General features: G+C 41.6%; 19 protein-coding genes. 11 read left to right on the top strand and 8 right to left on the bottom strand.

Going from position 1 to position 20,551, the window contains the following annotated elements; genetic code table 11:
- The first annotated feature begins 205 nt into the window (after positions 1-205).
- Positions 206-1,459 (top strand): cation:proton antiporter, encoded by a 1,254-nt coding sequence (locus tag IEY40_RS08555; RefSeq protein ID WP_188955167.1) that lies wholly within the window; start codon positions 206-208, stop codon positions 1,457-1,459.
- Between the two features lie 355 nt (positions 1,460-1,814).
- Entirely contained in the window at positions 1,815-2,372 is a 558-nt protein-coding gene (locus tag IEY40_RS08550) for a DUF1569 domain-containing protein (RefSeq protein WP_188955165.1), read from the top strand.
- A gap of 76 nt (positions 2,373-2,448) precedes the next feature.
- Here IEY40_RS08550 and IEY40_RS08545 read toward each other — a convergent pair whose 3' ends face one another.
- Complete coding sequence (locus IEY40_RS08545; protein ID WP_188955163.1) at positions 2,449-2,808, bottom strand: Fis family transcriptional regulator; 360 nt, start codon at positions 2,806-2,808, stop codon at positions 2,449-2,451.
- Positions 2,809-2,998: 190 nt separating this feature from the next.
- Between IEY40_RS08545 and IEY40_RS08540 the strand changes: the two genes are divergently transcribed.
- Complete coding sequence (locus IEY40_RS08540; protein ID WP_188955161.1) at positions 2,999-4,342, top strand: hypothetical protein; 1,344 nt, start codon at positions 2,999-3,001, stop codon at positions 4,340-4,342.
- 112 nt (positions 4,343-4,454) lie between these two features.
- On the opposite strand, the gene IEY40_RS08535 is transcribed toward IEY40_RS08540, so the two are convergent.
- On the bottom strand, positions 4,455-5,324 hold the full coding sequence (locus tag IEY40_RS08535) for a diguanylate cyclase domain-containing protein (protein ID WP_188955159.1): 870 nt from the start codon (positions 5,322-5,324) through the stop codon (positions 4,455-4,457).
- Positions 5,325-5,983: 659 nt separating this feature from the next.
- On the opposite strand from IEY40_RS08535, the gene hisG reads away from it, so the two are divergent.
- From hisG to hisIE, 8 genes are all read left to right on the top strand, one after another.
- Positions 5,984-6,883, top strand: coding sequence for an ATP phosphoribosyltransferase (gene hisG, locus IEY40_RS08530; RefSeq protein WP_188955157.1), 900 nt, complete (start codon positions 5,984-5,986; stop codon positions 6,881-6,883).
- A gap of 5 nt (positions 6,884-6,888) precedes the next feature.
- Entirely contained in the window at positions 6,889-8,181 is a 1,293-nt protein-coding gene (gene hisD / locus IEY40_RS08525; protein ID WP_188955156.1) for a histidinol dehydrogenase, read from the top strand.
- 27 nt (positions 8,182-8,208) lie between these two features.
- Entirely contained in the window at positions 8,209-9,270 is a 1,062-nt protein-coding gene (gene hisC, locus IEY40_RS08520; RefSeq protein ID WP_188955155.1) for a histidinol-phosphate transaminase, read from the top strand.
- Positions 9,271-9,331: 61 nt separating this feature from the next.
- Positions 9,332-10,399 carry a bifunctional histidinol-phosphatase/imidazoleglycerol-phosphate dehydratase HisB gene (gene hisB / locus IEY40_RS08515; RefSeq protein ID WP_188955154.1) on the top strand — a complete coding sequence of 356 codons (1,068 nt, stop codon included), beginning with the start codon at positions 9,332-9,334 and terminating at the stop codon, positions 10,397-10,399.
- Between the two features lie 9 nt (positions 10,400-10,408).
- A complete protein-coding gene (hisH, locus tag IEY40_RS08510; RefSeq protein WP_188955151.1) occupies positions 10,409-11,053 on the top strand; it encodes an imidazole glycerol phosphate synthase subunit HisH in 645 nt (214 codons plus the stop codon).
- On the top strand, positions 11,050-11,787 hold the full coding sequence (gene hisA, locus IEY40_RS08505) for a 1-(5-phosphoribosyl)-5-[(5-phosphoribosylamino)methylideneamino]imidazole-4-carboxamide isomerase (RefSeq protein ID WP_188955149.1): 738 nt from the start codon (positions 11,050-11,052) through the stop codon (positions 11,785-11,787). Before hisH ends, hisA begins: the two co-directional genes overlap by 4 nt.
- The gene (gene hisF, locus IEY40_RS08500; RefSeq protein ID WP_188955147.1) at positions 11,769-12,542 is read left to right on the top strand and encodes an imidazole glycerol phosphate synthase subunit HisF; all 774 of its coding nucleotides are present in this window, start codon (positions 11,769-11,771) and stop codon (positions 12,540-12,542) included. Before hisA ends, hisF begins: the two co-directional genes overlap by 19 nt.
- A gap of 24 nt (positions 12,543-12,566) precedes the next feature.
- Positions 12,567-13,190, top strand: coding sequence for a bifunctional phosphoribosyl-AMP cyclohydrolase/phosphoribosyl-ATP diphosphatase HisIE (gene hisIE / locus IEY40_RS08495; RefSeq protein ID WP_188955145.1), 624 nt, complete (start codon positions 12,567-12,569; stop codon positions 13,188-13,190).
- A 76-nt stretch (positions 13,191-13,266) separates the two neighbouring features.
- Here the strand turns inward: hisIE and IEY40_RS08490 are convergent, their stop codons facing one another.
- The 6 genes from IEY40_RS08490 to IEY40_RS08465 form a co-directional block, all read right to left on the bottom strand.
- The gene (locus IEY40_RS08490; RefSeq protein WP_188955143.1) at positions 13,267-14,139 is read right to left on the bottom strand and encodes a mechanosensitive ion channel family protein; all 873 of its coding nucleotides are present in this window, start codon (positions 14,137-14,139) and stop codon (positions 13,267-13,269) included.
- A 77-nt stretch (positions 14,140-14,216) separates the two neighbouring features.
- A complete protein-coding gene (gene lpxM / locus IEY40_RS08485; RefSeq protein ID WP_188955141.1) occupies positions 14,217-15,152 on the bottom strand; it encodes a lauroyl-Kdo(2)-lipid IV(A) myristoyltransferase in 936 nt (311 codons plus the stop codon).
- Between the two features lie 170 nt (positions 15,153-15,322).
- A complete protein-coding gene (ihfA, locus tag IEY40_RS08480; protein ID WP_011637176.1) occupies positions 15,323-15,622 on the bottom strand; it encodes an integration host factor subunit alpha in 300 nt (99 codons plus the stop codon).
- A 3-nt stretch (positions 15,623-15,625) separates the two neighbouring features.
- Positions 15,626-18,013, bottom strand: a complete 2,388-nt coding sequence (gene pheT, locus IEY40_RS08475; RefSeq protein ID WP_188955139.1) for a phenylalanine--tRNA ligase subunit beta — start codon at positions 18,011-18,013, stop codon at positions 15,626-15,628.
- 14 nt (positions 18,014-18,027) lie between these two features.
- Positions 18,028-19,011 (bottom strand): phenylalanine--tRNA ligase subunit alpha, encoded by a 984-nt coding sequence (gene pheS, locus IEY40_RS08470; RefSeq protein WP_188955137.1) that lies wholly within the window; start codon positions 19,009-19,011, stop codon positions 18,028-18,030.
- Positions 19,012-19,636: 625 nt separating this feature from the next.
- Complete coding sequence (locus IEY40_RS08465) at positions 19,637-20,530, bottom strand: putative ATP-dependent zinc protease (protein WP_188955135.1); 894 nt, start codon at positions 20,528-20,530, stop codon at positions 19,637-19,639.
- Positions 20,531-20,551 lie beyond the last annotated feature (21 nt).

The following is a 20,551-nucleotide window of genomic DNA, read 5'->3' as shown; positions in this document are numbered from 1 at the left end:
GTCTAAAGGCAAAGATTGCCGGTATTATGCTGGTAACCACAACATCTTCCAATCATTTATCGCAATTATGGCCACTATATCGCGAGTTTATTTCATCATATCGCTACACTATTTTAACAATACCCGCTTGACCCAACGCAGGCACTGTAGAATAGTTAGTTTCCTTCTATACATTCAATAAAAACTGCATTTCCTCTAAGGCAATATGAATACAATCGAGCTTTTTTTTGCTTTTTCATTACAACTGTTAATTATCATAATTGCGTCTCAAATAATGGGGTATTTAGCTAAATTTATTGGTCAGCCTAAAGTGGTTGGGGAAATGATTGCAGGTGTAATGTTAGGCCCTTCACTTTTAGGACTTATATGGCCAGAATGGCAACAAAGTGTATTTATTGAACAAACCCAATCTTGGCTATACTTTGGCGCCCAATTAGGTGTTGGCCTTTACATGTTTTTGGTTGGATTAGAATTTAATACCGATTTATTTAAAAAACAGGCGAAATCAGCTCTGGCAGTGTCATTAGCCGGCATGTTAGCCCCTTTTGGGATTGCCATATTATTATGTATTTGGCTGGTAGATGTCCCCGGATTGTTCACCGAAAATATTAGCTTTACCCAAGCAGCATTATTTATGGGGGCAGCAATTGCAATTACCGCTTTTCCAATGCTGGCTCGAATTGTTTATGAACGTGGATTAGCAGGTACATCTTTAGGTACATTAGCGCTGGCAGCTGGCGCCATAGACGACGCTGCTGCATGGTTTATTCTGGCTATTGTGTTGGGCAGTTATGGAGGTGGTGTTTTGTTGGCATTAAAAGCCTTATGTGGTGGCGGTTTTTATGCCTATATCATGCTTACAAAAGCAACCAGTTGGCTTCAACCACTTGCGAATAATGTGCAAAAAAACGGTAAATTGGCCGTAGTCCCATTTGTCGGAATTTTAGGTTTATTCGCCTTGTCAGCTTACGCGATGGAATGGGTTGGGTTGCATGCTGTTTTCGGAGGTTTTTTACTGGGTGTCGCTATGCCTAGGGGTAAACTGACTGACATACTTACTGCCAGACTACATACCATTACGTTAGTGATTTTATTACCGATGTTTTTTACGTATTCAGGTTTAAAAACTGAGTTAACCTTATTAGCTTCGTGGCAATTACTCAGTATTACCGCAATAATTTTAGTGGCATCCATATTGGCTAAAGGCATTGCTTGTTGGGCAGCAGCACGGCTAAGTGGTGCCGACAACCCAACCGCGATGGCAATTGGGGCTTTAATGAATGCCAGAGGGTTAATGGAGCTCATTATTATCAATATTGCGCTGCAACACGGCATTATTGAGCAAGGATTATTTTCAATTATGGTGGTAATGGCAATTGTAACGACGTTTATGGCCACACCTTTATTTACGCTAGTGTATGAAAGAAAAAAGACTAAAATAAGCAACATCGTCGCGTAAGGTAATTAATGAAATCAACACGACTTTGAATTGTATTATTACTTCCAATCGCCCTTGGGCAAAGACTTATGACAAACTCTCAGACCTAAGCGTTTTATCAGGCTCCTGGCAAAATGTGCCGCAGCAACGCATTATTCAAGAATAATGGCACTAAGTTAGTCACAATACCTTTGAAGGTAGTGGTAAAACCTACCTAGACTAATGGCAGCACAATTGTGTTTTTGAAGACCACAAACATAACTTGCCAAAAATTTATTGTTCAGCAACATTTAACTCTTGCAGTGAATAACCAAAACCATAAAGGCGTTAACATTGAGTTTATTCGTCCTTCTAAACCTAACAATAAGGCTAATGAATGCAACGTAGACAGTTTCTAAAAGTGGGTATGCTAACGTCTGTTGTTGGTATTAGCGGAGCTAGTGCGCTTTGGTTAAGTCAAGGTGGTGATGTTAAATCGCTAACGCTTGAAGCATTAATGTCTAAACTTGCAACCCTTTCAGTATTGCCGACTGAGATACTTGCAAACTTAAGTGTCGGCCAGTGGAACAGCGCTGAAGTGTTTACTCATTGCGCCCAAAGTGTCGAATATTCAATGAGCGGATTTCCTCAGCACAAATCAGTTGTTTTCAAACGCACAATTGGGACAATTGCATTTTCAGCGTTTGCCTTAAAAGGCGCAATGACGCATAACCTTGCAGAGGCCATTCCTGCAGCACCTAAACTTGATCCGAATATAGATGTTCATCAAGCATTGTTTCGTTTGATAACTTCGCTGCACGAATTTGAACAATATCAAGGTAAACTCGCCCCGCATTTTGCCTATGGTGAACTCAATAAACAAGACTACGAATTAGCACACGTATTGCACTTCCATAACCATCTAGACAACTTTAAGCAATTGGGTAAGGGCTAATTCACGTCAATTGACATACTGATTAAATGGCACTTATTATCGTCACTTACTTAGCGGTACTGATTAATAATACTGTTTAATGGTACTGAATTGCGCTGCTTAAGCGTAGTGCCCAATTGCCTTTGTGTTTTTGAAGGCACGCAGCTTCAGTATCAAACTGGACATGTTGTTCAATATTGTTGAGCACAACACCTTCTTTAGCCAATGTAGCTTTAATAAACTTAAGTAATTCAAGTTTATGTCCATCATGGTTAAATTGACTAAGTTGGAGCTCGGTTTGAAACACGCAAACAATACGTAAACTTTTAGGAAATGCATTAAAGTCAACAGTATGTGTTAGCCATTCAAATCCCGCATAGGCTGCCAAAGCATGCTCACATACTTCTGTTAGTGATAGCCTAAGTTGGTTATCTATTTTCTTATCTGTTTTGCGCATAATGTTCCGTTAGTCACCTTATATATTGTGCATGAGTCATATAACAAGCACGAGTGCTTACCACTATTCACTATAAAAGGCTTTTTCATATAGCCAGCCCTGAGATTTCAACATTTCATTGCAATCTTAATAGCATCATAATACCGTAAACCTTATGATTTTTTTAAATACAGCTTAAGGAAAAGCAATAATGAAATGGTTAATCGTGGTCGTCATCAGTTGGTGTATTGGTTTTATTAGTTACCCACTGCTTTGGCCCAGCAACTCCCACAATACCACGAGCAGCGTCAGTATTTTAAGTCAAAACACGGCAATAAAGCACTCGCCTACGGCATCAACAGGTGATAAGTCGTCACAAGGGCAACAAATACTCGAGCAAAAACAGTTTGATCGCGACGCACTAAAAGCATCGTTAGACACTGATGAAACGCCGTATATGTCAATTTTTAAGATCATGCAGCTCGCGGAACAAGACCCTTTAGAAGCCTTACTCATTGCTCAAGAAACTCAGCACGAGGACTTGTACGGCTTTATCTTAGAGATTGCTGGTAAAAAGCAATTCACCAATGTGATTTCATGGCTTGAGCAACAAAAAAGTACCGAACAATACGAATCGTTACTCGACAGCTACTTGCGCGGCCTAGCCTCTGTTAATCCACAACAAGCATTAAGTGATGTTGAGCTGTTAGCAGTAGAACCAATGCGTTCTTCTATTGTCATGTCCATTGTCGATTCATGGGCAAGTAGTGATGCTATTAGCGCATTTGAATGGTTAAAACAGCAGCCTGAAACACAGTCCACCTTAAAAATGTATTTGAATACTATGTACTACTATATTGAGCAATCTCCCAATGAAGCGGCAAATTTAATCTCATCATTGCCATTGAATGAATCAACCAATTATTTGGTTACGTCAATGGTGTATCAGTTAGTTGAAAAAAATATTCAAGATGCTGTTGACTGGTTAGAAGGTATTTCGGTAGAGCAACGCGCCAGCGGGGTGTTTATTATTTCACGCAAAATGGCAGAAACGGATCCAGAGGCGGCATTAGTTTTTTTAAATAATCAAAAACAAGCCTACGATTTAAACCAAGACTATTTCAATAGTGCATTAGCTGAAATTGCCAGCGTTGAACCCAACATGATGCTCGCCAGAATAGACAATTACGATGCCAATGTGCAGCGAGATATTATTATTAATGCCAGTTATGCCCTTGCCGAACATTCTGAATCGAACTTTTTACAGGTGGTAGAGTTGCTGTCAGATGACAATAAAGACATTGCCTACCGTCAACGGGCAAATCAACTCAGCCAAACCGATCCTCAACAAGCATTTAATATTGCAGAAAGAATTAGTAACGCATCTGCACGTGAAGAGTCAATTGTCAGCACTGTGAATGTTTGGAGTGGTTTTGATAAGCGCGCAGCGTTGAGTGCCATTGATAACTCAACACAATTAACAGCCAGTCAAAAAGTCGATATTAGCAATCAGATACAGTTGCAACTCACCTCATCGAATATCATTTATCCCTAACCTGATGGGTATGTTTGCGTCCTTGAACTTGACTTCTAGTTACAGTAAGTCAAGTTCAGACGACAGACCTTAAGAAACGGCAAAGCACTCTTTTGCGGTCGTTCATGATGGGTTAATGGATTTCAACGCGATTACCACCAGCGTTTTTGGCTTTATACATAGCTTGGTCGGCATGTTTCAATAATTGTTGCTCATCATCGCCATCATCGGGATAACGCGCCACACCAATACTAGGGGATAACTGCAGGTTATGATGATCGAGTTGATAAGGACGTTCAAGTTCCGCACGAATCGTTTCTGCAATCAACAGCACATCAGCAAACATATCTATACCATTAAGAACAACAACAAACTCATCACCACCAAACCTGCCAACGGTATCAGACCTGCGCACACAGGCACCTAAGCGTTGTGCAATACTCTCAAGCAGTTTATCGCCAATAAGATGCCCATAATTGTCATTCACATGTTTAAAACCATCAATATCAATGAACAACACAGAAAGGTGACTGCCCTCGCGCTGCGCTAGAGCGAGAGACGTTTGTAAACGTCCAAAAAATAACGCTCTATTAGGAAGCCCGGTCAATGGATCATGCCCAGCAATATAATGAAGTTGCTGCTCCATCAGCTTACGCTCAGTAATATCATGAGCAATGGCAATTCGAAATTGATGATCTTCAGACCAACGCGCAGACCACAATACATGGATAATACTGCCGTCTTTGCGGATCCAACGATTTTCAAATCTAGGCAGAAGATTACCATTGAGTAACCCAGCCACAACATTAAGAGTCACCTCGCCGTCGTCTGGGTAAACATGATCAATCATAGGTTTACCTATGACTTCTTCAGGGGCATAACCAAAAATATCTTCGAACGCAGCACTCACAAATACAAAGTCACCGTTTTTGTCGACGACACAAACGGCATCCATCATAAGATCCATAACATCTTTAAGTGCGACTAAATCAAAGGTCTTCATACACATACACCCCGAGTAACACATTATATTATGAAAGATTAATACACTAAGCTTACAAGTAGTACGAGCTAAGCTCAATCTCTGACTTAAAATCATTTCCCACATACTGCTTGAATAAAAATAAAACAGTTTAGGCTTATCAGTTAACAGTGTAGTTGCTCTACTTTATTAATCTAGAAGCAAGATGGGCTTAATATTTAAACACCATTAATATAAGTGAATTGGATATTTTTTATGCTTCAATAACATCTCAATTCGCGACAACAGGTAACAACGCATAACATATGCAAAAAATGTCGTCATAAAATGACATTAATGTTTTATCCGCTATTGCAAACAAACATAAATACGGTTAAGTTAACTGCAAGTCGATTTACACGACATTTTATGAGTGAATAAATCCTCATTTAAACTGACTAGATAAAACAGAATTAAGAGAATAACTATGAACATCCAAGTGACTACAATCCATCATCATCACCATATGCGGTAGCCTTCGGATGCTTACTGCCGAAGGACGTTATCCTTCTGGTGGTGAACATATTTTCACATAAACCCCTGGAAGGAATTTCAGGGGTTTTTTGTTTTCTACAGTATTATTTTTATTTAAGTTTTTTAATTTACAATATTTTATATTTAACACATTAAGGAAGTATCACATGGGCCAATCTAAACGTTTACGCATCGCCATTCAGAAATCAGGCCGTTTATCAAAAGAGTCTCAGCAGCTACTTAAAAGCTGTGGTGTGAAGTTCAACGTCAACGAACAACGTCTTATTGCTCACGCAGACAACATGCCAATTGATCTATTACGCGTTCGTGATGATGATATTCCAGGCTTAGTAATGGACGGCGTTGTTGACCTAGGCATTATTGGCGAAAACGTACTGGAAGAAGAACAAATTGAACGCCAGCTAGCAGGCAAACCTGCTGAGTGTACTAAATTACGTGAATTAGATTTTGGTTCATGTCGCTTATCACTTGCTGTGCCTAATGAATTCAAATATAAAGATGCAAACTCGCTTGAAGGCCTTCGTATTGCGACGTCTTATCCAAATCTTTTGCGTCGTTTTATGCAAGAAAAAGGCATTACTTATAGCGACTGTATGTTAAAAGGTTCTGTAGAAGTTGCTCCTCGTGCAGGTTTATCTGATGGCATTTGTGATTTAGTCTCAACAGGCGCCACTCTTGAGGCAAACGGCTTATATGAAACTGAAGTCATTTACCGTTCAATGGCGTGCATTATCCAGTCTAACGAAACTCAGCCAACTGAAAAGCAAGCACTCATCAACAAAATCTTATCGCGTATTAATGGGGTTATTCGTGCCCGCGAAAGTAAGTACATTTTATTACACGCGCCACTTGAAACATTAGACCAAATAGTCGCTCTTCTTCCTGGCGCAGAAAACCCAACGGTATTGCCATTAAATGACGATACAAATCGTGTGGCTATTCACGTAGTGAGCACCGAAGATTTATTCTGGGACACCATGGAAGAGTTAACCGCACTAGGTGCAAGTTCAATTCTTGTTATGCCAATTGAAAAAATGATGGGGTAACACAAATGCAAATCCTCGATTGGGCGTCTTTATCTTCTACTGAGCAACAACAAACATTAGCGCGTTCACCATTAATTGGTGATGCCAGTGTTGAGCAAGGTGTGCGCGATATTATTGAACAAGTTAGCAACCAAGGTGACGCTGCGTTAATTAACTTTAACAAGCGTTTTGATGGTGTTGAACTAACTGAGCTTGCGTTAAGCACTGAGCAAATTAATGCCGCATGTGCTCGTGTCAGTGACAATGTTAAACAAGCGGTTGCGCAAGCTGTTAATAATATTGAGACTTTTCATAACGCACAGGTGTTCAATGGTGTCGATATTGAAACCCAACCGGGAGTGCGTTGCGAGTTAAGAAGTGAACCTATTGAACGTGTTGGCTTATATATTCCTGGAGGCACCGCGCCGCTTATCTCCACCGTGATGATGCTGGCTTTACCTGCAAAAATAGCCGGTTGTGAAAAACGCGTTTTAGTGAGCCCGCCACCCATTAATGATGCGATTATTTATGCTGCCAATGTGTGTGGGATTACCGATATTTTCCAAGTAGGTGGTGCCCAGGCTATTGCAGCATTGGCATTTGGTACCGAATCGGTACCAAACGTCGACAAAATATTTGGTCCGGGGAATCGATATGTCACGGAAGCCAAACGTTTAGTGTCGCAAGACAACCGCGTAAGCGTATCGATTGATATGCCAGCTGGCCCATCTGAAGTACTTGTTATTGCAGATAAAGATGCAAACCCAGCATTCATTGCATCGGATTTATTATCGCAAGCAGAGCATGGCGTAGATTCACAGGTTATGCTGGTTACCGACTCAGTCAACCTAGCAGAAGAAGTCAATCAAGCATTAACTGAACAACTTGCTCAACTTAGCCGTAAAGACATTGCTGCAACTGCACTTGAATGTAGCCGCAGTATTATTGTCAGCGACATGAGCGAAGCAGCCAAAGTGTCCAACTTGTATGGTCCTGAACATTTAATTATTCAAACCAATGCACCTCGTGATGTGCTTAAGCAAATACGCGGTGCTGGCTCGGTATTTTTAGGTGCTTACACACCTGAGTCTGTAGGTGATTACGCTAGTGGTACCAACCACGTGTTACCAACTTATGGTTATAGTCGTTCCGTATCGAGTTTATCTTTAGCAGACTTTAGCCGTCGCTTTACCGTGCAAGAGTTGAGTGTACAAGGGTTACAAACCTTAGGTCAAAGCGTCATGGTACTAGCTGAGAATGAATTGTTAGATGCGCATAAAAATGCTATTGCCGTTCGTTTAGCCAGCCTACAACAATGATAGTTTAGTGAATTAGAGAACATAGCCATGAGCCCAAAAACAGCAGCGCCTTTTGACCCAAAACAGTTGGCCAGACCAGAATTGCTTCAGTTAACACCTTATCAAAGTGCCAGACGCATTGGCGGGCGTGGAGATATTTGGATCAATGCCAACGAATCACCGTTTAATAATAGTGATTTAGACAAGGTGAACCGTTACCCAGAGTGCCAACCCCCTGAACTCATTAATGCGTACAGTCACTATTCAGGCGTAAAAGCCAGTAACATTGTTGCTAGTCGTGGCGCAGATGAAGCCATTGAGTTACTCATCCGCACTTTTTGCATACCGGGTATCGACAGCATCGCTTGTTTTGGACCCACTTATGGTATGTACGCCATTAGTGCAGCCACGTTTAACGTTGGGGTCACCGCGTTAAGTTTAACCGATGATTATCAACTGCCCGAGTCATGGCCTACTCAAATTGGCAAAGCCAAAATCGTGTTTATTTGTAACCCCAACAACCCCACTGGCACTGTCATTGCGAAAGACTGCATTGAACAAGCAATCCAAGCTGCGCCAAATGCCATAGTGGTTATAGACGAAGCCTATATTGAGTTTTGCCCAGAGTATAGTGTGGCAGACTTACTAAGCACCTACCCTAATCTGGTCGTTCTGCGTACTTTATCTAAAGCATTTGCATTGGCCGGTGCACGTTGTGGTTTTATGTTAGCCAATGATGCCATTATCGATTTGGTCATGTTAGTGATTGCACCTTATCCAGTTCCATTACCGGTGTCTGAATTAGCCACTAAAGCACTCAGCGCGCAAGGTATCGACACCATGCTAACCCAAGTGGCGAGTTTAGTTGAACAAGGTCAACGTTTAAGTGCTGCATTAAGTTCATTTGGCGCTAACGTTCTGCCGGCAAACGGTAACTATGTATTAGCTAAATTTGATGATGTTGCCAGCGTCGCTGAGCTGTTACGTGATTCAGGTATTGTTGCCCGAGCATATAAAGACCCACGCTTAGTTGATGCTATCCGCTTTAGCTTTACCAACGAGCAACAAACCAATGCCATTGTTGCGTTGTTTGACGGCTCTGCAGCATAAACCAATTTGAAACTTGTAAAAGTTAACTATAAAAATTACACCCTATTGTTAAGGTAGTCACATGAAACAGAACATATTATTCATCGACCGAGATGGCACACTAGTAGAAGAGCCAGCAATCGACAAGCAATTAGACCGCTTAGAAAAATTGGTTTTTGAGCCGCAAGTTATTCCAGCATTACTTAAACTGCAAAAAGCTGGTTTTCGCTTAGTGATGGTGAGTAATCAAGACGGCTTAGGCACATCTTCATTTCCAAAAGAAGACTTTGATGCCCCGCACGATATGATGATGCAAATTTTTGCCAGTCAGGGAGTTAAGTTTGACGATGTGGTGATTTGCCCACACTTTAATGACGAAAACTGCAGCTGTCGTAAGCCAAAACTTGGTCTAGTGAAAGACTACTTAACTCAAGGTAAAATCGACTTTACCACCTCAGCAGTGATTGGCGATCGTGACACTGACGTAGAACTTGCTAATGCAATGGGCATTAAAAGCTTTAAATATGACCGTCAAAGCCTTAACTGGGACGACATTACTAATGCCCTATTGAGCAAAGGCCGAATTGCGACAGTAGTACGTACCACCAAAGAAACCGACATCACAGTCACCATCGACTTAGACAGTCAAACCAAAGGCTCAATAGAAACTGGCATCGGCTTTTTTGACCACATGCTTGACCAAATTCAAACACACGGCAATTTCAAAATGGACGTCCACGTCGACGGCGATTTAGAAATTGACGATCATCACAGTGTCGAAGACACCGCCCTTGCCATTGGTGATGCAATTCGCCAGGCACTAGGTGACAAACGTGGTATTGCTCGCTTTGGTTTTAGCTTGCCGATGGATGAAGCTAGCGGCGAATGTTTAATGGATATCTCAGGGCGTCCATTCATTAAATTTAATGCAGATTTTGACCGTGAAATGGTCGGCGAAATGGCCACTGAAATGGTGCCGCATTTCTTCCGCTCATTCGCTGATGGACTTCGTTGTACATTGCACATTGGTTCAACAGGCGATAACGACCACCACAAAGTAGAAGCACTATTTAAAGTATTAGGCCGCACACTTCGCCAAGCGGTGAAAGTCGAAGGCGACATATTGCCGTCAAGCAAAGGCGTACTGTAAGGAGTTAACGTGACACAACAATCTGTTTCTTCAAGCAATGACCTCACAGTGATAATCGACACTGGCTGCGCCAATTTAAGCTCTGTGCGCTTTGCTTTTGAACGCCTTAACGCCAATGTCGTTGTCAGTGCTGACTTTGATGTTATTCGCAGCGCAGCTCGAGTCGTACTACCAGGTGTAGGCACCGCTGGCGCCGCGATGGATGCGTTAAAGCAAAAAAACTTAATCGAATTGATTAAGAGTTTAACTCAACCAGTAATGGGTGTGTGTCTTGGTATGCAAATGCTCGCCAGTTTATCTAATGAACATGGCGGACGCAGTGAGCAAGATATTACCTGCTTAGGGCTTGTACCTACAGATATTGGCGACCTTGACAGCAAAGGCTTGCCTTTACCGCACATGGGTTGGAACCAAATCGACGTTGGTGACCATCCGCTATTTAGCGGGATTGAAAATGGCAGTTATGTGTATTTTGTTCACAGCTACCGTGCACCAATTAGTGAATACACCTTAGCCAGCAGTACTTATGGGGAATCATTTAGCGCGGCCATTGGCAAACACAACTTTTTTGGGGTGCAATTTCACCCAGAAAAAAGCGCTAAAATCGGTGCTCAAATTTTGCAAAACTTTTTAAATATGGGGACATCACAGTGATTATTCCTGCCATAGATTTAATTGACGGCCAAGTGGTGCGCTTATATCAGGGCGACTACGACAAACAAACCACTTTTGATTTAAGCCCGCTAGCACAATTGCAGTCTTATCAAAATCAAGGTGCCAAGTTACTGCACATTGTTGACTTAACTGGCGCGAAAGACCCCACTAAACGTCAAACCCAACTGATTAGCGATTTAGCTGCTGGGCTCGATGTTGATATTCAAGTTGGCGGTGGTATTCGCAGTGAAGAACAAGTCGCAGAGCTGCTTAATATTGGCGTAACCCGTGTAGTGATTGGATCGCTTGCAGTCAAAGAGCCTGAACTAGTAAAAAGCTGGTTTGTAAAATACGGTAGCGATGCCATTTGCTTAGCGCTTGATGTCAATATCAACGATAAAGGCGAAAAAATTGTCGCGGTTTCAGGCTGGCAATCAGGTGGCGGCAAGTCACTAGAATCGTTAGTAGCAGAATTTGAAACCGTCGGTCTCAAACACGCCTTAGTAACAGACATTAGCCGTGATGGCACCTTAACTGGCGCCAACACAGAACTATATACTGAATTAGCCGCAAGTTACCCTAATATACAGTGGCAAGCATCAGGCGGAATCGCCACTCTAGATAACGTTGCTGCAGTACGAGACAGTAAAGCGTCGGGTATTATTATCGGCAAAGCCTTGCTAATTAATCAATTTACCGTTGAGGAGGCGATACAATGCTGGCCAAACGCATAGTTCCTTGTCTTGACGTTCGTGACGGTAAAGTGGTTAAAGGCGTGCAATTTCGCAACCACGAAATTGTAGGAGACATTGTTCCCCTCGCCGCCCGTTACGCTGAAGAAGGCGCTGATGAGCTGGTGTTTTATGACATTACCGCCAGTGCCCATGATCGGGTAATTGATAAGTCCTGGGTTAGTCGCGTTGCAGAGCAAATTGATATCCCCTTTTGTGTCGCCGGTGGCATTAAAACTATTGAGCAAGCACGAGAAAAGCTGGCTTTTGGCGCCGATAAAATTTCGATTAATTCGCCAGCATTAACCGATCCTAGTTTAATCTCGCGCTTGCAAGATGAATTTGGTCGACAATGCATTGTGATTGGCATTGACTCGTACTATGACGAATCAACCGATAGCTATAAAGTTAAACAGTTTACTGGCGATGAAGCCGCCACCAAAGACACTCAATGGTATACTCAAGATTGGGTTGAAGAAGTGCAAAAGCGCGGTTGTGGTGAAATAGTGCTAAACGTCATGAATCAAGACGGCGTTCGTGGCGGTTACGACATTAAGCAGCTCAGCTTGATACGGGCTATTTGTGATGTACCGTTAATTGCATCTGGTGGCGCTGGCACCATGGAACACTTTAAAGATGTGTTTGAACTTGCCAAAGTCGACGCAGCATTAGCCGCAAGTGTATTTCATAAAGGCATTATTGATATTGGTGAGTTAAAGCAATACTTACACGCCAATAACATCGCAATTCGTTTATAACGTTGCCGAAAAAAGAGAACATCAATGACTGATTTAGTATTTAACAGCACAAGCGTAGATTGGGACAAACAACAGGGACTTATTCCAGCTGTTGTTCAACATCACCTAACTGGCAAAGTGTTAATGCTTGGTTACATGGATCAAGCTGCTTTAGAAAAAACCTTAGCCACAAAGCAAGTCACCTTTTTTAGCCGCTCTAAACAGCGTTTATGGACTAAAGGTGAAACCTCAGGTAATACGTTAGATTTAATCGCTATCGACAAAGACTGTGACAACGACAGCTTTTTAGTGCAAGTGATCCCAAATGGTCCTACATGCCATACGGGCTCAGAAAGCTGCTGGCCAGATGGCAACGCACACCCTTTTATTGACAATCTGACCAATTTGATTATTTCACGTAAAGGGCAAAGTGCAGATTCAAGCTACACCGCGTCATTATTTGAACGTGGTACTAAGCGTATTGCCCAAAAAGTCGGTGAAGAAGGCTTAGAAACCGCACTCGCTGCGGCCACTCACGATAAAGAAGAACTCGTCAATGAAGCTTCTGATTTGATGTACCACTTAATCGTGCTATTAGAAGATCAAGGGCTATCAATGGCTGATATCAATAAAAACTTATTGGACCGCCACACTAAAGCCAGCAAATAGAATTCACTCAGCTCTACTGAGTAGGATTTATAAAAAAGACGCCGAGGCGTCTTTTTTGTTGATCTAAAATGGTGAATTATGAGTTTTTATGACTTTGAGTAATCGTCAAATTACCATCCACATGTAAATCACGTTGCGGATATGCTATGACTACCTGATGCTCATTAAACAGCTCATACATTCTAAAGCGAATTTCACTGCGACGACGGCGAATATCGGTTTCAGATACCGCACTCACCCAAAATATTAAGTCGAAAATAAGTGCGTTATCACCAAAGTCTTCAAATAAGACTAACGGTTTTGGTTGGGGTAAAATATCATCGCGCTCGCCAATTACTTGGTAAATCAACTCGCGTACTTTTACCACATCAGAGCCATAAGCCACGCCAACCCGAATAAACGTTCGGGCATTTTTGTCAATTAAGGTCCAGTTTGTCACCGTATTTTCCAGTAACTGGCTATTGGGTACCAACATATGTACCCCATCGTTACGGCGAATTAAAGTAGAGCGAGTATTAATACATTCAACCACGCCACGCGCTTCGCCAACTTCTAAAAAGTCACCGATACGGATTGGACGCTCCCACATCAAAATCCAACCACTGATAAAGTTATTAATAATGTTTTGAGCACCAAAACCGACACCAATCGCTATCGCACCAGACACAAACGCAAATGCCGTTAATGGGATATTTAAAATCTCCATACTGGTAAACACCAGTACCGCAATACTGATGATAAAGTACATACGAGTAAATAAATGGATAGCATCTGCACCGACATTACGACGTTTTAACGCTTTTACAATCAATCGACCGGCACGAGTAATAATAAACCACGCTAAAAATATGTATAACGGCACTTGTAAGAGCTGCAACAAGGTGATCGGACGCGTGTCATAAGTGAACACCACAAACGACAAGGCTGATAGTAATTCATTAAAATCCATATAAACCTCTTTTTATTCTTATTAACAACTATTGTTAAGCTTGTTAAAGCCTCATTAACGCTATGACTGTGAGCCGTTTAGTAAAACCGCTTCTCTCCTGGTGGACGCGTTTTAAGTAGCTTTAAAAACCACATGTATTGTTCTGGATAGGCTTTAATCACCTGCTCAACCGCTTTGTTTAATGCCAACGCTTCATTTTCTTTGCCCACCATATCTTGTGGATCAATCGCCGGCATTACCGTCATAACAAATTGCTTAGCTTGTTCATTATAGCCAATGTTAACTGGCATCACCTGGGCATTGCCTGCTTGAGCAAGGCGACCAACTACTGGTAATGTCGCTTTTACTGTACCTAAAAACGGCGTAAATACACTTTTATCTGGCCCTAAGTCCTCATCAGGCAGATAAAAAAAACTATTATCTTTCTTGAGCTCTGCTAATAACGCACGTATGCCAGCTTCACGCATATACACGCGGCCATTTTGGCTCGTACGCATTCGATTACTAAACCAATTAAATAAGTCATTACGATGGGCTTTTGCCATTGTCACTATGGGAATTTCCATATTGACACGTAGCCCTGCAAACTCCATTGGCCAGACGTGAGGCATAATAAAAATAATAGGTTGACCAGCATCTCTAGCTGCTTGAACATGTTCATATCCATTCATTTGGATACGACGCTTTAAATGAGCCGTTGATCTAAACAATAATTCCGCTTGTGAAAGTAGCACCAACACAAACATTCTCACATTACGCTGAACTAAGTCTTCAACCTCTTTTTCCGACATTTCAGGAAAACAATGGCTTATATTAATTCGGGCAATGCTGATTGGTTTTTTAGCCACTTTCATCACTATAACCGCTAAAAACCTGGCAATAGGATCGCGGACACTGGCGGGTAAAATACCAAATATAGACAATACTGCTACGGCTAACCATGTCAGCCAAAAACGCGGATGCAATAACGCCATTTTAAAGCGGGTATCAAAATGTTTTGCTTCTCGAGACAAAAGAACACTCCAAATAAACGGGCACAAAAAATTAACGCTCAATGTTAACGTTCGGTAAAAAGTTATTATACCAATCCTTTGGCAAACTCAAAAACAAAAGAGCCACTCAATAAAGAGTGGCTCTTAGTAATACAGATCCAATTTATGGATTTGGCGTATTAACTAGTGATTTATTTTTTACCCGAATTTGCCGCTTCAACGCGTGATTTTAACTTCTGTCCAGGACGGAAAGTTACAACACGACGTGCAGAAATTGGAATATCTTCACCAGTTTTCGGGTTCCTTCCCGGTCTTTGATTCTTGTCCCTAAGGTCAAAGTTGCCAAAGCCAGATAGCTTGACCTGCTCACCACTTTCGAGTGCTTCACGAATTTCTTCAAAAAAAGACTCAACCATCTCTTTAGCGACACGTTTGTTAATGCCTAACGTTTCAAAAAGATGTTCTGCCATTTCGGCTTTGGTAAGTGCCATACTTTAATCCCTCAACGATGCGTTGAACTCGGTCTTAAGAGCGGATAATACTGAATCAATAGTTTCGGTAATATCTTTTTCTTCAAGCGTACGAGTAGTGTCTTGTAATGTAAGTGCGATAGCGAGGCTCTTTTTGCCAGGCTCAACACCTTTACCTTGGTATACATCGAACAAGTTTAAGCCAACCAACTGATTTTCGCCAACTTTTCTTATCAAATTCATAACATCAGTTGCAGAAACAGCTTCATCTACTACTAGCGCTATATCGCGACGGTTAGCAGGAAACTTAGATACAGCTTGGGCTAGCGGCAAACGGGCGTGCAATAATGCATCCAGTTCTAACTCAAAAACAATTGTTTTGCCATTGAGTCCAAACGGCTTTTCCAAACTAGGATGGATAGCGCCAATGTAACCAATGACTCGATTATTTCTTAATATTTCAGCACATTGACCTGGATGCAGCGCAGGATGTGTTGCCCCTTTAAAACTAAATTCAGAAGCAGCAACTGTCAAGCCGAGAATTGCTTCTAAATCACCTTTTAAATCAAAGAAGTCGACAGTTTTCGATTCCATTGACCAATGTTCTTCGTTTTGCACACCTGAAATAACCGCGCCCAGCATGGCTTGCTGGCGAACGCCAGAATCTGCTTGTGCATCAGGAACAAAGCGTAAACCGGTTTCAAATAATCGTACTCTGTTTTGCTGACGACTCTGGTTGTAACCCACAGCAGTCAATAAACCGGTAAACATTGATAAGCGCATGGCCGACATTTCAATTGAAATCGGATTTGGCAACACCATCGCTTCTTCACCAGGATGCACTAAATTTTGCATCTTAGGATCAACAAAGCTATACGTAACCGCTTCTTGGAAGCCTCTGGCGACAAAAATGCTACGAACACGCTTAAGCGAAATATCAGCTTCTTTGTGATCTGGCATTGTTAACGCAGCTTGTGGCGCGGTGTTCGGAATATTGTTGTAACCGTAAATACGCGCCACTTCTTCGATTAAATCTTCTTCAATAGCCATATCAAAGCGATACGTAGCGGTAGTCACGAGCCATGAGCTATTGGTTGTCTCAACGTTAAAGCCTAAACGCTCTAAAATTTCCACAACGTCAGTATCAGGAATAAAATGACCTAAAGTTTTGTCTAACTTACTGCGGCGTAACGTAATAGTTGCCGCTTTTGGTAAATGCTCAGCAGATACCGCTTCAATCACTTGACCAGCGTCTCCACCGCAAATATCCAATACAAGGCGTGTAGCACGATCCATCACCTTATGTTGAAGTTCTGGGTCAACACCACGCTCAAAACGATGTGACGCGTCTGTGTGTAAGCCTAAACGACGCGATTTACCCATTATGGCTAGTGGTGCAAAGAATGCGCATTCTAACAATATGTCTTGAGTGTTTTCATTTACACCAGTACTTTCGCCACCAAATACTCCAGCAAGTGCAACGGCTTGTTTATCGTCGGCAATCACTAAAGTGTCGTTTGGTATGGTTATTTCGTTACCGTCAAGCAAGGTTAACTTTTCTACGCCGTCAGCTAAACGAACGGTAATACCGCCGCTTAAAGCGTTTAAATCAAACGCGTGCATTGGTTGACCAAATTCAATCAACACATAATTAGTAATATCGACAATCGGGTCGATTGAGCGAATACCGCTACGACGTAGTTTTTCTTGCATCCACAATGGTGTTGCAGCTTTAACATTGATATTTTTAACCACACGACCTAAATAACGTGGACACAAATCTGGCGCAACGACATTGATAGTATATGGTGCATCAATAGTTGCGTTCACAGCTTCCCATTTAGGTTCTGTCACGGCTTGGCGATTTAATACACCGACTTCGCGTGCAAGACCGGCCATACCTAAACAATCAGCACGATTGGCGGTTAAATCAACATCAATAATGGCGTCGTCTAATTGCAAGTATTCACGCACATTTACACCTAAAGGCGCTTCTTGTGGTAACTCGATAATGCCATCGCTTTCGATGTCGATACCAAGTTCACCGTATGAGCACAACATGCCCATTGATGGCTGACCGCGTAATTTAGCTTTTTTAATTTTAAAATCGCCTGGCAATACAGCACCGACCATCGCCACAGCGACTTTTAAGCCTAAACGGCAATTAGGTGCGCCACATACGATATCAATAAGCTCGTCGCCACCCACATTGATTTTAGTAACACGGAGTTTGTCAGCATCTGGATGCTGACCACATTCAACTACTTCACCAACAATCACGCCGCTAAAATCTGCCGCGACAGGATCAACGCCGTCAACTTCAAGACCGGCCATAGTAATTTGGTGTGATAATGCGTCACGACTTACCGATGGGTTAACCCACTCACGAAGCCAAGATTCACTGAATTTCATCTAATATTGCTCCGTTATTTGAATTGCTTAAGAAAACGTAAATCGTTTTCAAAGAAGGCACGTAAATCATTTACGCCGTAGCGCAACATGGTTAAACGTTCAACGCCCATACCAAAAGCAAAACCAGAGTATTTTTCAGGGTCAATGCCCACACTACGAAGTACATTTGGGTGCACCATACCGCAGCCTAAAACCTCTAACCATTTACCGTTTTTACCCATAACGTCAACCTCAGCAGAAGGCTCAGTGAATGGGAAATAAGATGGACGGAAACGCACTTCTAAATCTTCTTCAAAGAAGTTACGTAAAAAATCATGCAAAATGCCTTTTAGTTCCGCAAAGTTGACATTTTCTGCAACCATTAACCCTTCGACCTGATGAAACATCGGTGTATGAGTTTGGTCATAATCGTTTCGATAAACACGGCCCGGAGAAATAATACGCAACGGTGGTTGTTCGTGTTCCATGGTGCGAATTTGCACACCCGATGTTTGGGTACGTAACATGACTTTTGGATTAAAATAAAACGTATCATGATCGGCACGAGCGGGATGATGTTCAGAAATATTTAACGCATCAAAGTTATGGAAATCATCTTCGATTTCAGGACCTTGTTTAACAACAAAGCCTAATTCACCAAAAAAGGTTTCAATGCGTTCAATAGTACGAGTAACCGGATGTAAGCCACCGATTTCTAAGGTACGGCCAGGTAGAGTGACATCGATTTTTTCAGCAATTAACTTTGCTTCTAATTCCGAGGCCTTCAATCCATCGATACGCTCAGTCAGCTTTTGCTGTACGGCTTGTTTAGCTTGGTTGACGGCTTGACCAAAGGCAGGCTTTTCTTCTGCACTTAATGATCCCATCATTTTCATCATGTCTGTGATTTTACCTTTTTTACCAAGGTAATCGACACGGATATCATCCAATGTCTTTAGATCACTGGCCTTGTCAATGACCTCTAAGGCTTGTTCTACGATCTCGGTTAACTGCTGCATGTTATCATCCACTGCATTTGTGCATATCAATGCGATTGGGCGCCTGAATCGACTATCAAATAAATCAAATAAATAGTGCCGACGCGATAGTTTAACTCTTGTTATTTACCACAAAGAGCCAAAGCTAGGGTTAAAATAAAAGAGTGAAATTTTACGTTAGCGACCGTGATTTTACTAGTCATTATTGGACTTTTTAGTGGCAAATAGCTGTATTTAACTACAATTTCTAATTGTTAGCTTATCTGTCATGTTAAACACGGCAGATTATCAATCTAGAAAACGCCTTTTCACCTTTTCAACATCAGCTTCTTCGCACTACCAAGCTCAAATAAGCTAACAAAAAGCGTCGTAAAGTTAGTTGTAAATCCGCGCTCTCACGACGACTGGTTATCAATGCAAAAACAAAAATTGGATTATAAAACTACAGCATGGTTTGCAGATAACTGAGGGTTAAGCAAAGCCGTTTTATCATTGGCTCTAGCCTAAAGTGATCCAACATAAGTCGGCTTGTTTCATTGTGTCCAAAATCTTTCATGCTTTTGCTTCATGCGTGTTGGCTATCGCATTAGTCATATATAAAAAGATACCGCTTAATATGAGCGGTATTTTTTTATAGCACGGGTCATTAAATCGGTTTTTGCGGTAGCGACATATCAACTACATAATGACCTTGTAACCAATTTCGACCTATAAGTAATTTATAACCCATTTGACTTCGGTCTGTTAAGTTAACATCCACCTGATACTCGTTTGTTGGCTCGCCTATGCTTAACCTGACCGTATATCTAATTTCAGAACCTTGAGCATTTCGAATTAAGGTAGCCCCTCTAATTCGTGTGGTAAAACTAACAGTTTCACCATTTTCGTTTTCGGTATCAAAACGGACCATCTTACCGATGTTATTCTCCATCACATCCGTATCTTCATTTTCAACCTTGATGTTTACGGCATGTAAAGAGTTTTGTCCGGCCCCAGTATCAATACGAGTGGTATAAACTAAACCGATTTGCTTAATGTTGAGTTTAGCTACTGGACCAATTATTTTTTTAGATGCTACATCAACGAGATATTTTTGCTTTAAAAAATTACGGCCTATCAATAGCTTATAATTCATATGACTGCGATCGCGCAAATTAACATAAAGTGGCTGTAAACTATCGGGAAAGCCAACTTCTAACTTAACGGTATATCGACTTTCAGTTCCTAAGGCATTTTTGACCGTTGAAACTTTAACAATTTCAGCTTGAAGTCGCTGTTGATCACCTAGTTCATTTTCAGTTGTAAACTCAACCATTTTACCAATATTGCCTTTCATTGTTTCAGCAGAGCCGCCGATAATCTCGAGATCCACAGCATGCAATGAAGTATTCACAGCACCTGTGTCAATCCGAGCTTGATAAATTAAGTCAGATTGTGAGACGGTCATCTCTTCAACTTGACGGATTATCGTTTTACTATTGGCAAAAACGGGTAATGATAAAAAACTCAATGCTGCAACAATTACAATTTTTCTAAACATGTCTATTCCACACATCCACAA

The sequence above is a fragment of the Shewanella ulleungensis genome (genome assembly GCF_014648315.1).
Lineage (GTDB): Bacteria > Pseudomonadota > Gammaproteobacteria > Enterobacterales > Shewanellaceae > Shewanella > Shewanella ulleungensis.
The sequence above is the reverse complement of the archived record's forward strand: the minus strand, read 5'-3'. Positions and strand labels throughout refer to the sequence as shown.

What these genes read in the sequence shown, in the direction of transcription:
- IEY40_RS08555 (WP_188955167.1), top strand. Translation starts at nt 206, where the DNA reads ATGAATACAATCGAGCTTTTTTTTGCTTTTTCATTACAACTGTTAATT.
- IEY40_RS08535 (WP_188955159.1), bottom strand. Translation starts at nt 5,324, where the DNA reads ATGAAGACCTTTGATTTAGTCGCACTTAAAGATGTTATGGATCTTATG.
- IEY40_RS08550 (WP_188955165.1), top strand. Translation starts at nt 1,815, where the DNA reads ATGCAACGTAGACAGTTTCTAAAAGTGGGTATGCTAACGTCTGTTGTT.
- ihfA (WP_011637176.1), bottom strand. Translation starts at nt 15,622, where the DNA reads ATGGCACTTACCAAAGCCGAAATGGCAGAACATCTTTTTGAAACGTTA.
- hisF (WP_188955147.1), top strand. Translation starts at nt 11,769, where the DNA reads ATGCTGGCCAAACGCATAGTTCCTTGTCTTGACGTTCGTGACGGTAAA.
- pheS (WP_188955137.1), bottom strand. Translation starts at nt 19,011, where the DNA reads ATGCAGCAGTTAACCGAGATCGTAGAACAAGCCTTAGAGGTCATTGAC.
- hisB (WP_188955154.1), top strand. Translation starts at nt 9,332, where the DNA reads ATGAAACAGAACATATTATTCATCGACCGAGATGGCACACTAGTAGAA.
- hisD (WP_188955156.1), top strand. Translation starts at nt 6,889, where the DNA reads ATGCAAATCCTCGATTGGGCGTCTTTATCTTCTACTGAGCAACAACAA.
- hisC (WP_188955155.1), top strand. Translation starts at nt 8,209, where the DNA reads ATGAGCCCAAAAACAGCAGCGCCTTTTGACCCAAAACAGTTGGCCAGA.
- IEY40_RS08490 (WP_188955143.1), bottom strand. Translation starts at nt 14,139, where the DNA reads ATGGATTTTAATGAATTACTATCAGCCTTGTCGTTTGTGGTGTTCACT.
- hisIE (WP_188955145.1), top strand. Translation starts at nt 12,567, where the DNA reads ATGACTGATTTAGTATTTAACAGCACAAGCGTAGATTGGGACAAACAA.
- pheT (WP_188955139.1), bottom strand. Translation starts at nt 18,013, where the DNA reads ATGAAATTCAGTGAATCTTGGCTTCGTGAGTGGGTTAACCCATCGGTA.
- IEY40_RS08465 (WP_188955135.1), bottom strand. Translation starts at nt 20,530, where the DNA reads ATGTTTAGAAAAATTGTAATTGTTGCAGCATTGAGTTTTTTATCATTA.
- IEY40_RS08545 (WP_188955163.1), bottom strand. Translation starts at nt 2,808, where the DNA reads ATGCGCAAAACAGATAAGAAAATAGATAACCAACTTAGGCTATCACTA.
- IEY40_RS08540 (WP_188955161.1), top strand. Translation starts at nt 2,999, where the DNA reads ATGAAATGGTTAATCGTGGTCGTCATCAGTTGGTGTATTGGTTTTATT.
- hisG (WP_188955157.1), top strand. Translation starts at nt 5,984, where the DNA reads ATGGGCCAATCTAAACGTTTACGCATCGCCATTCAGAAATCAGGCCGT.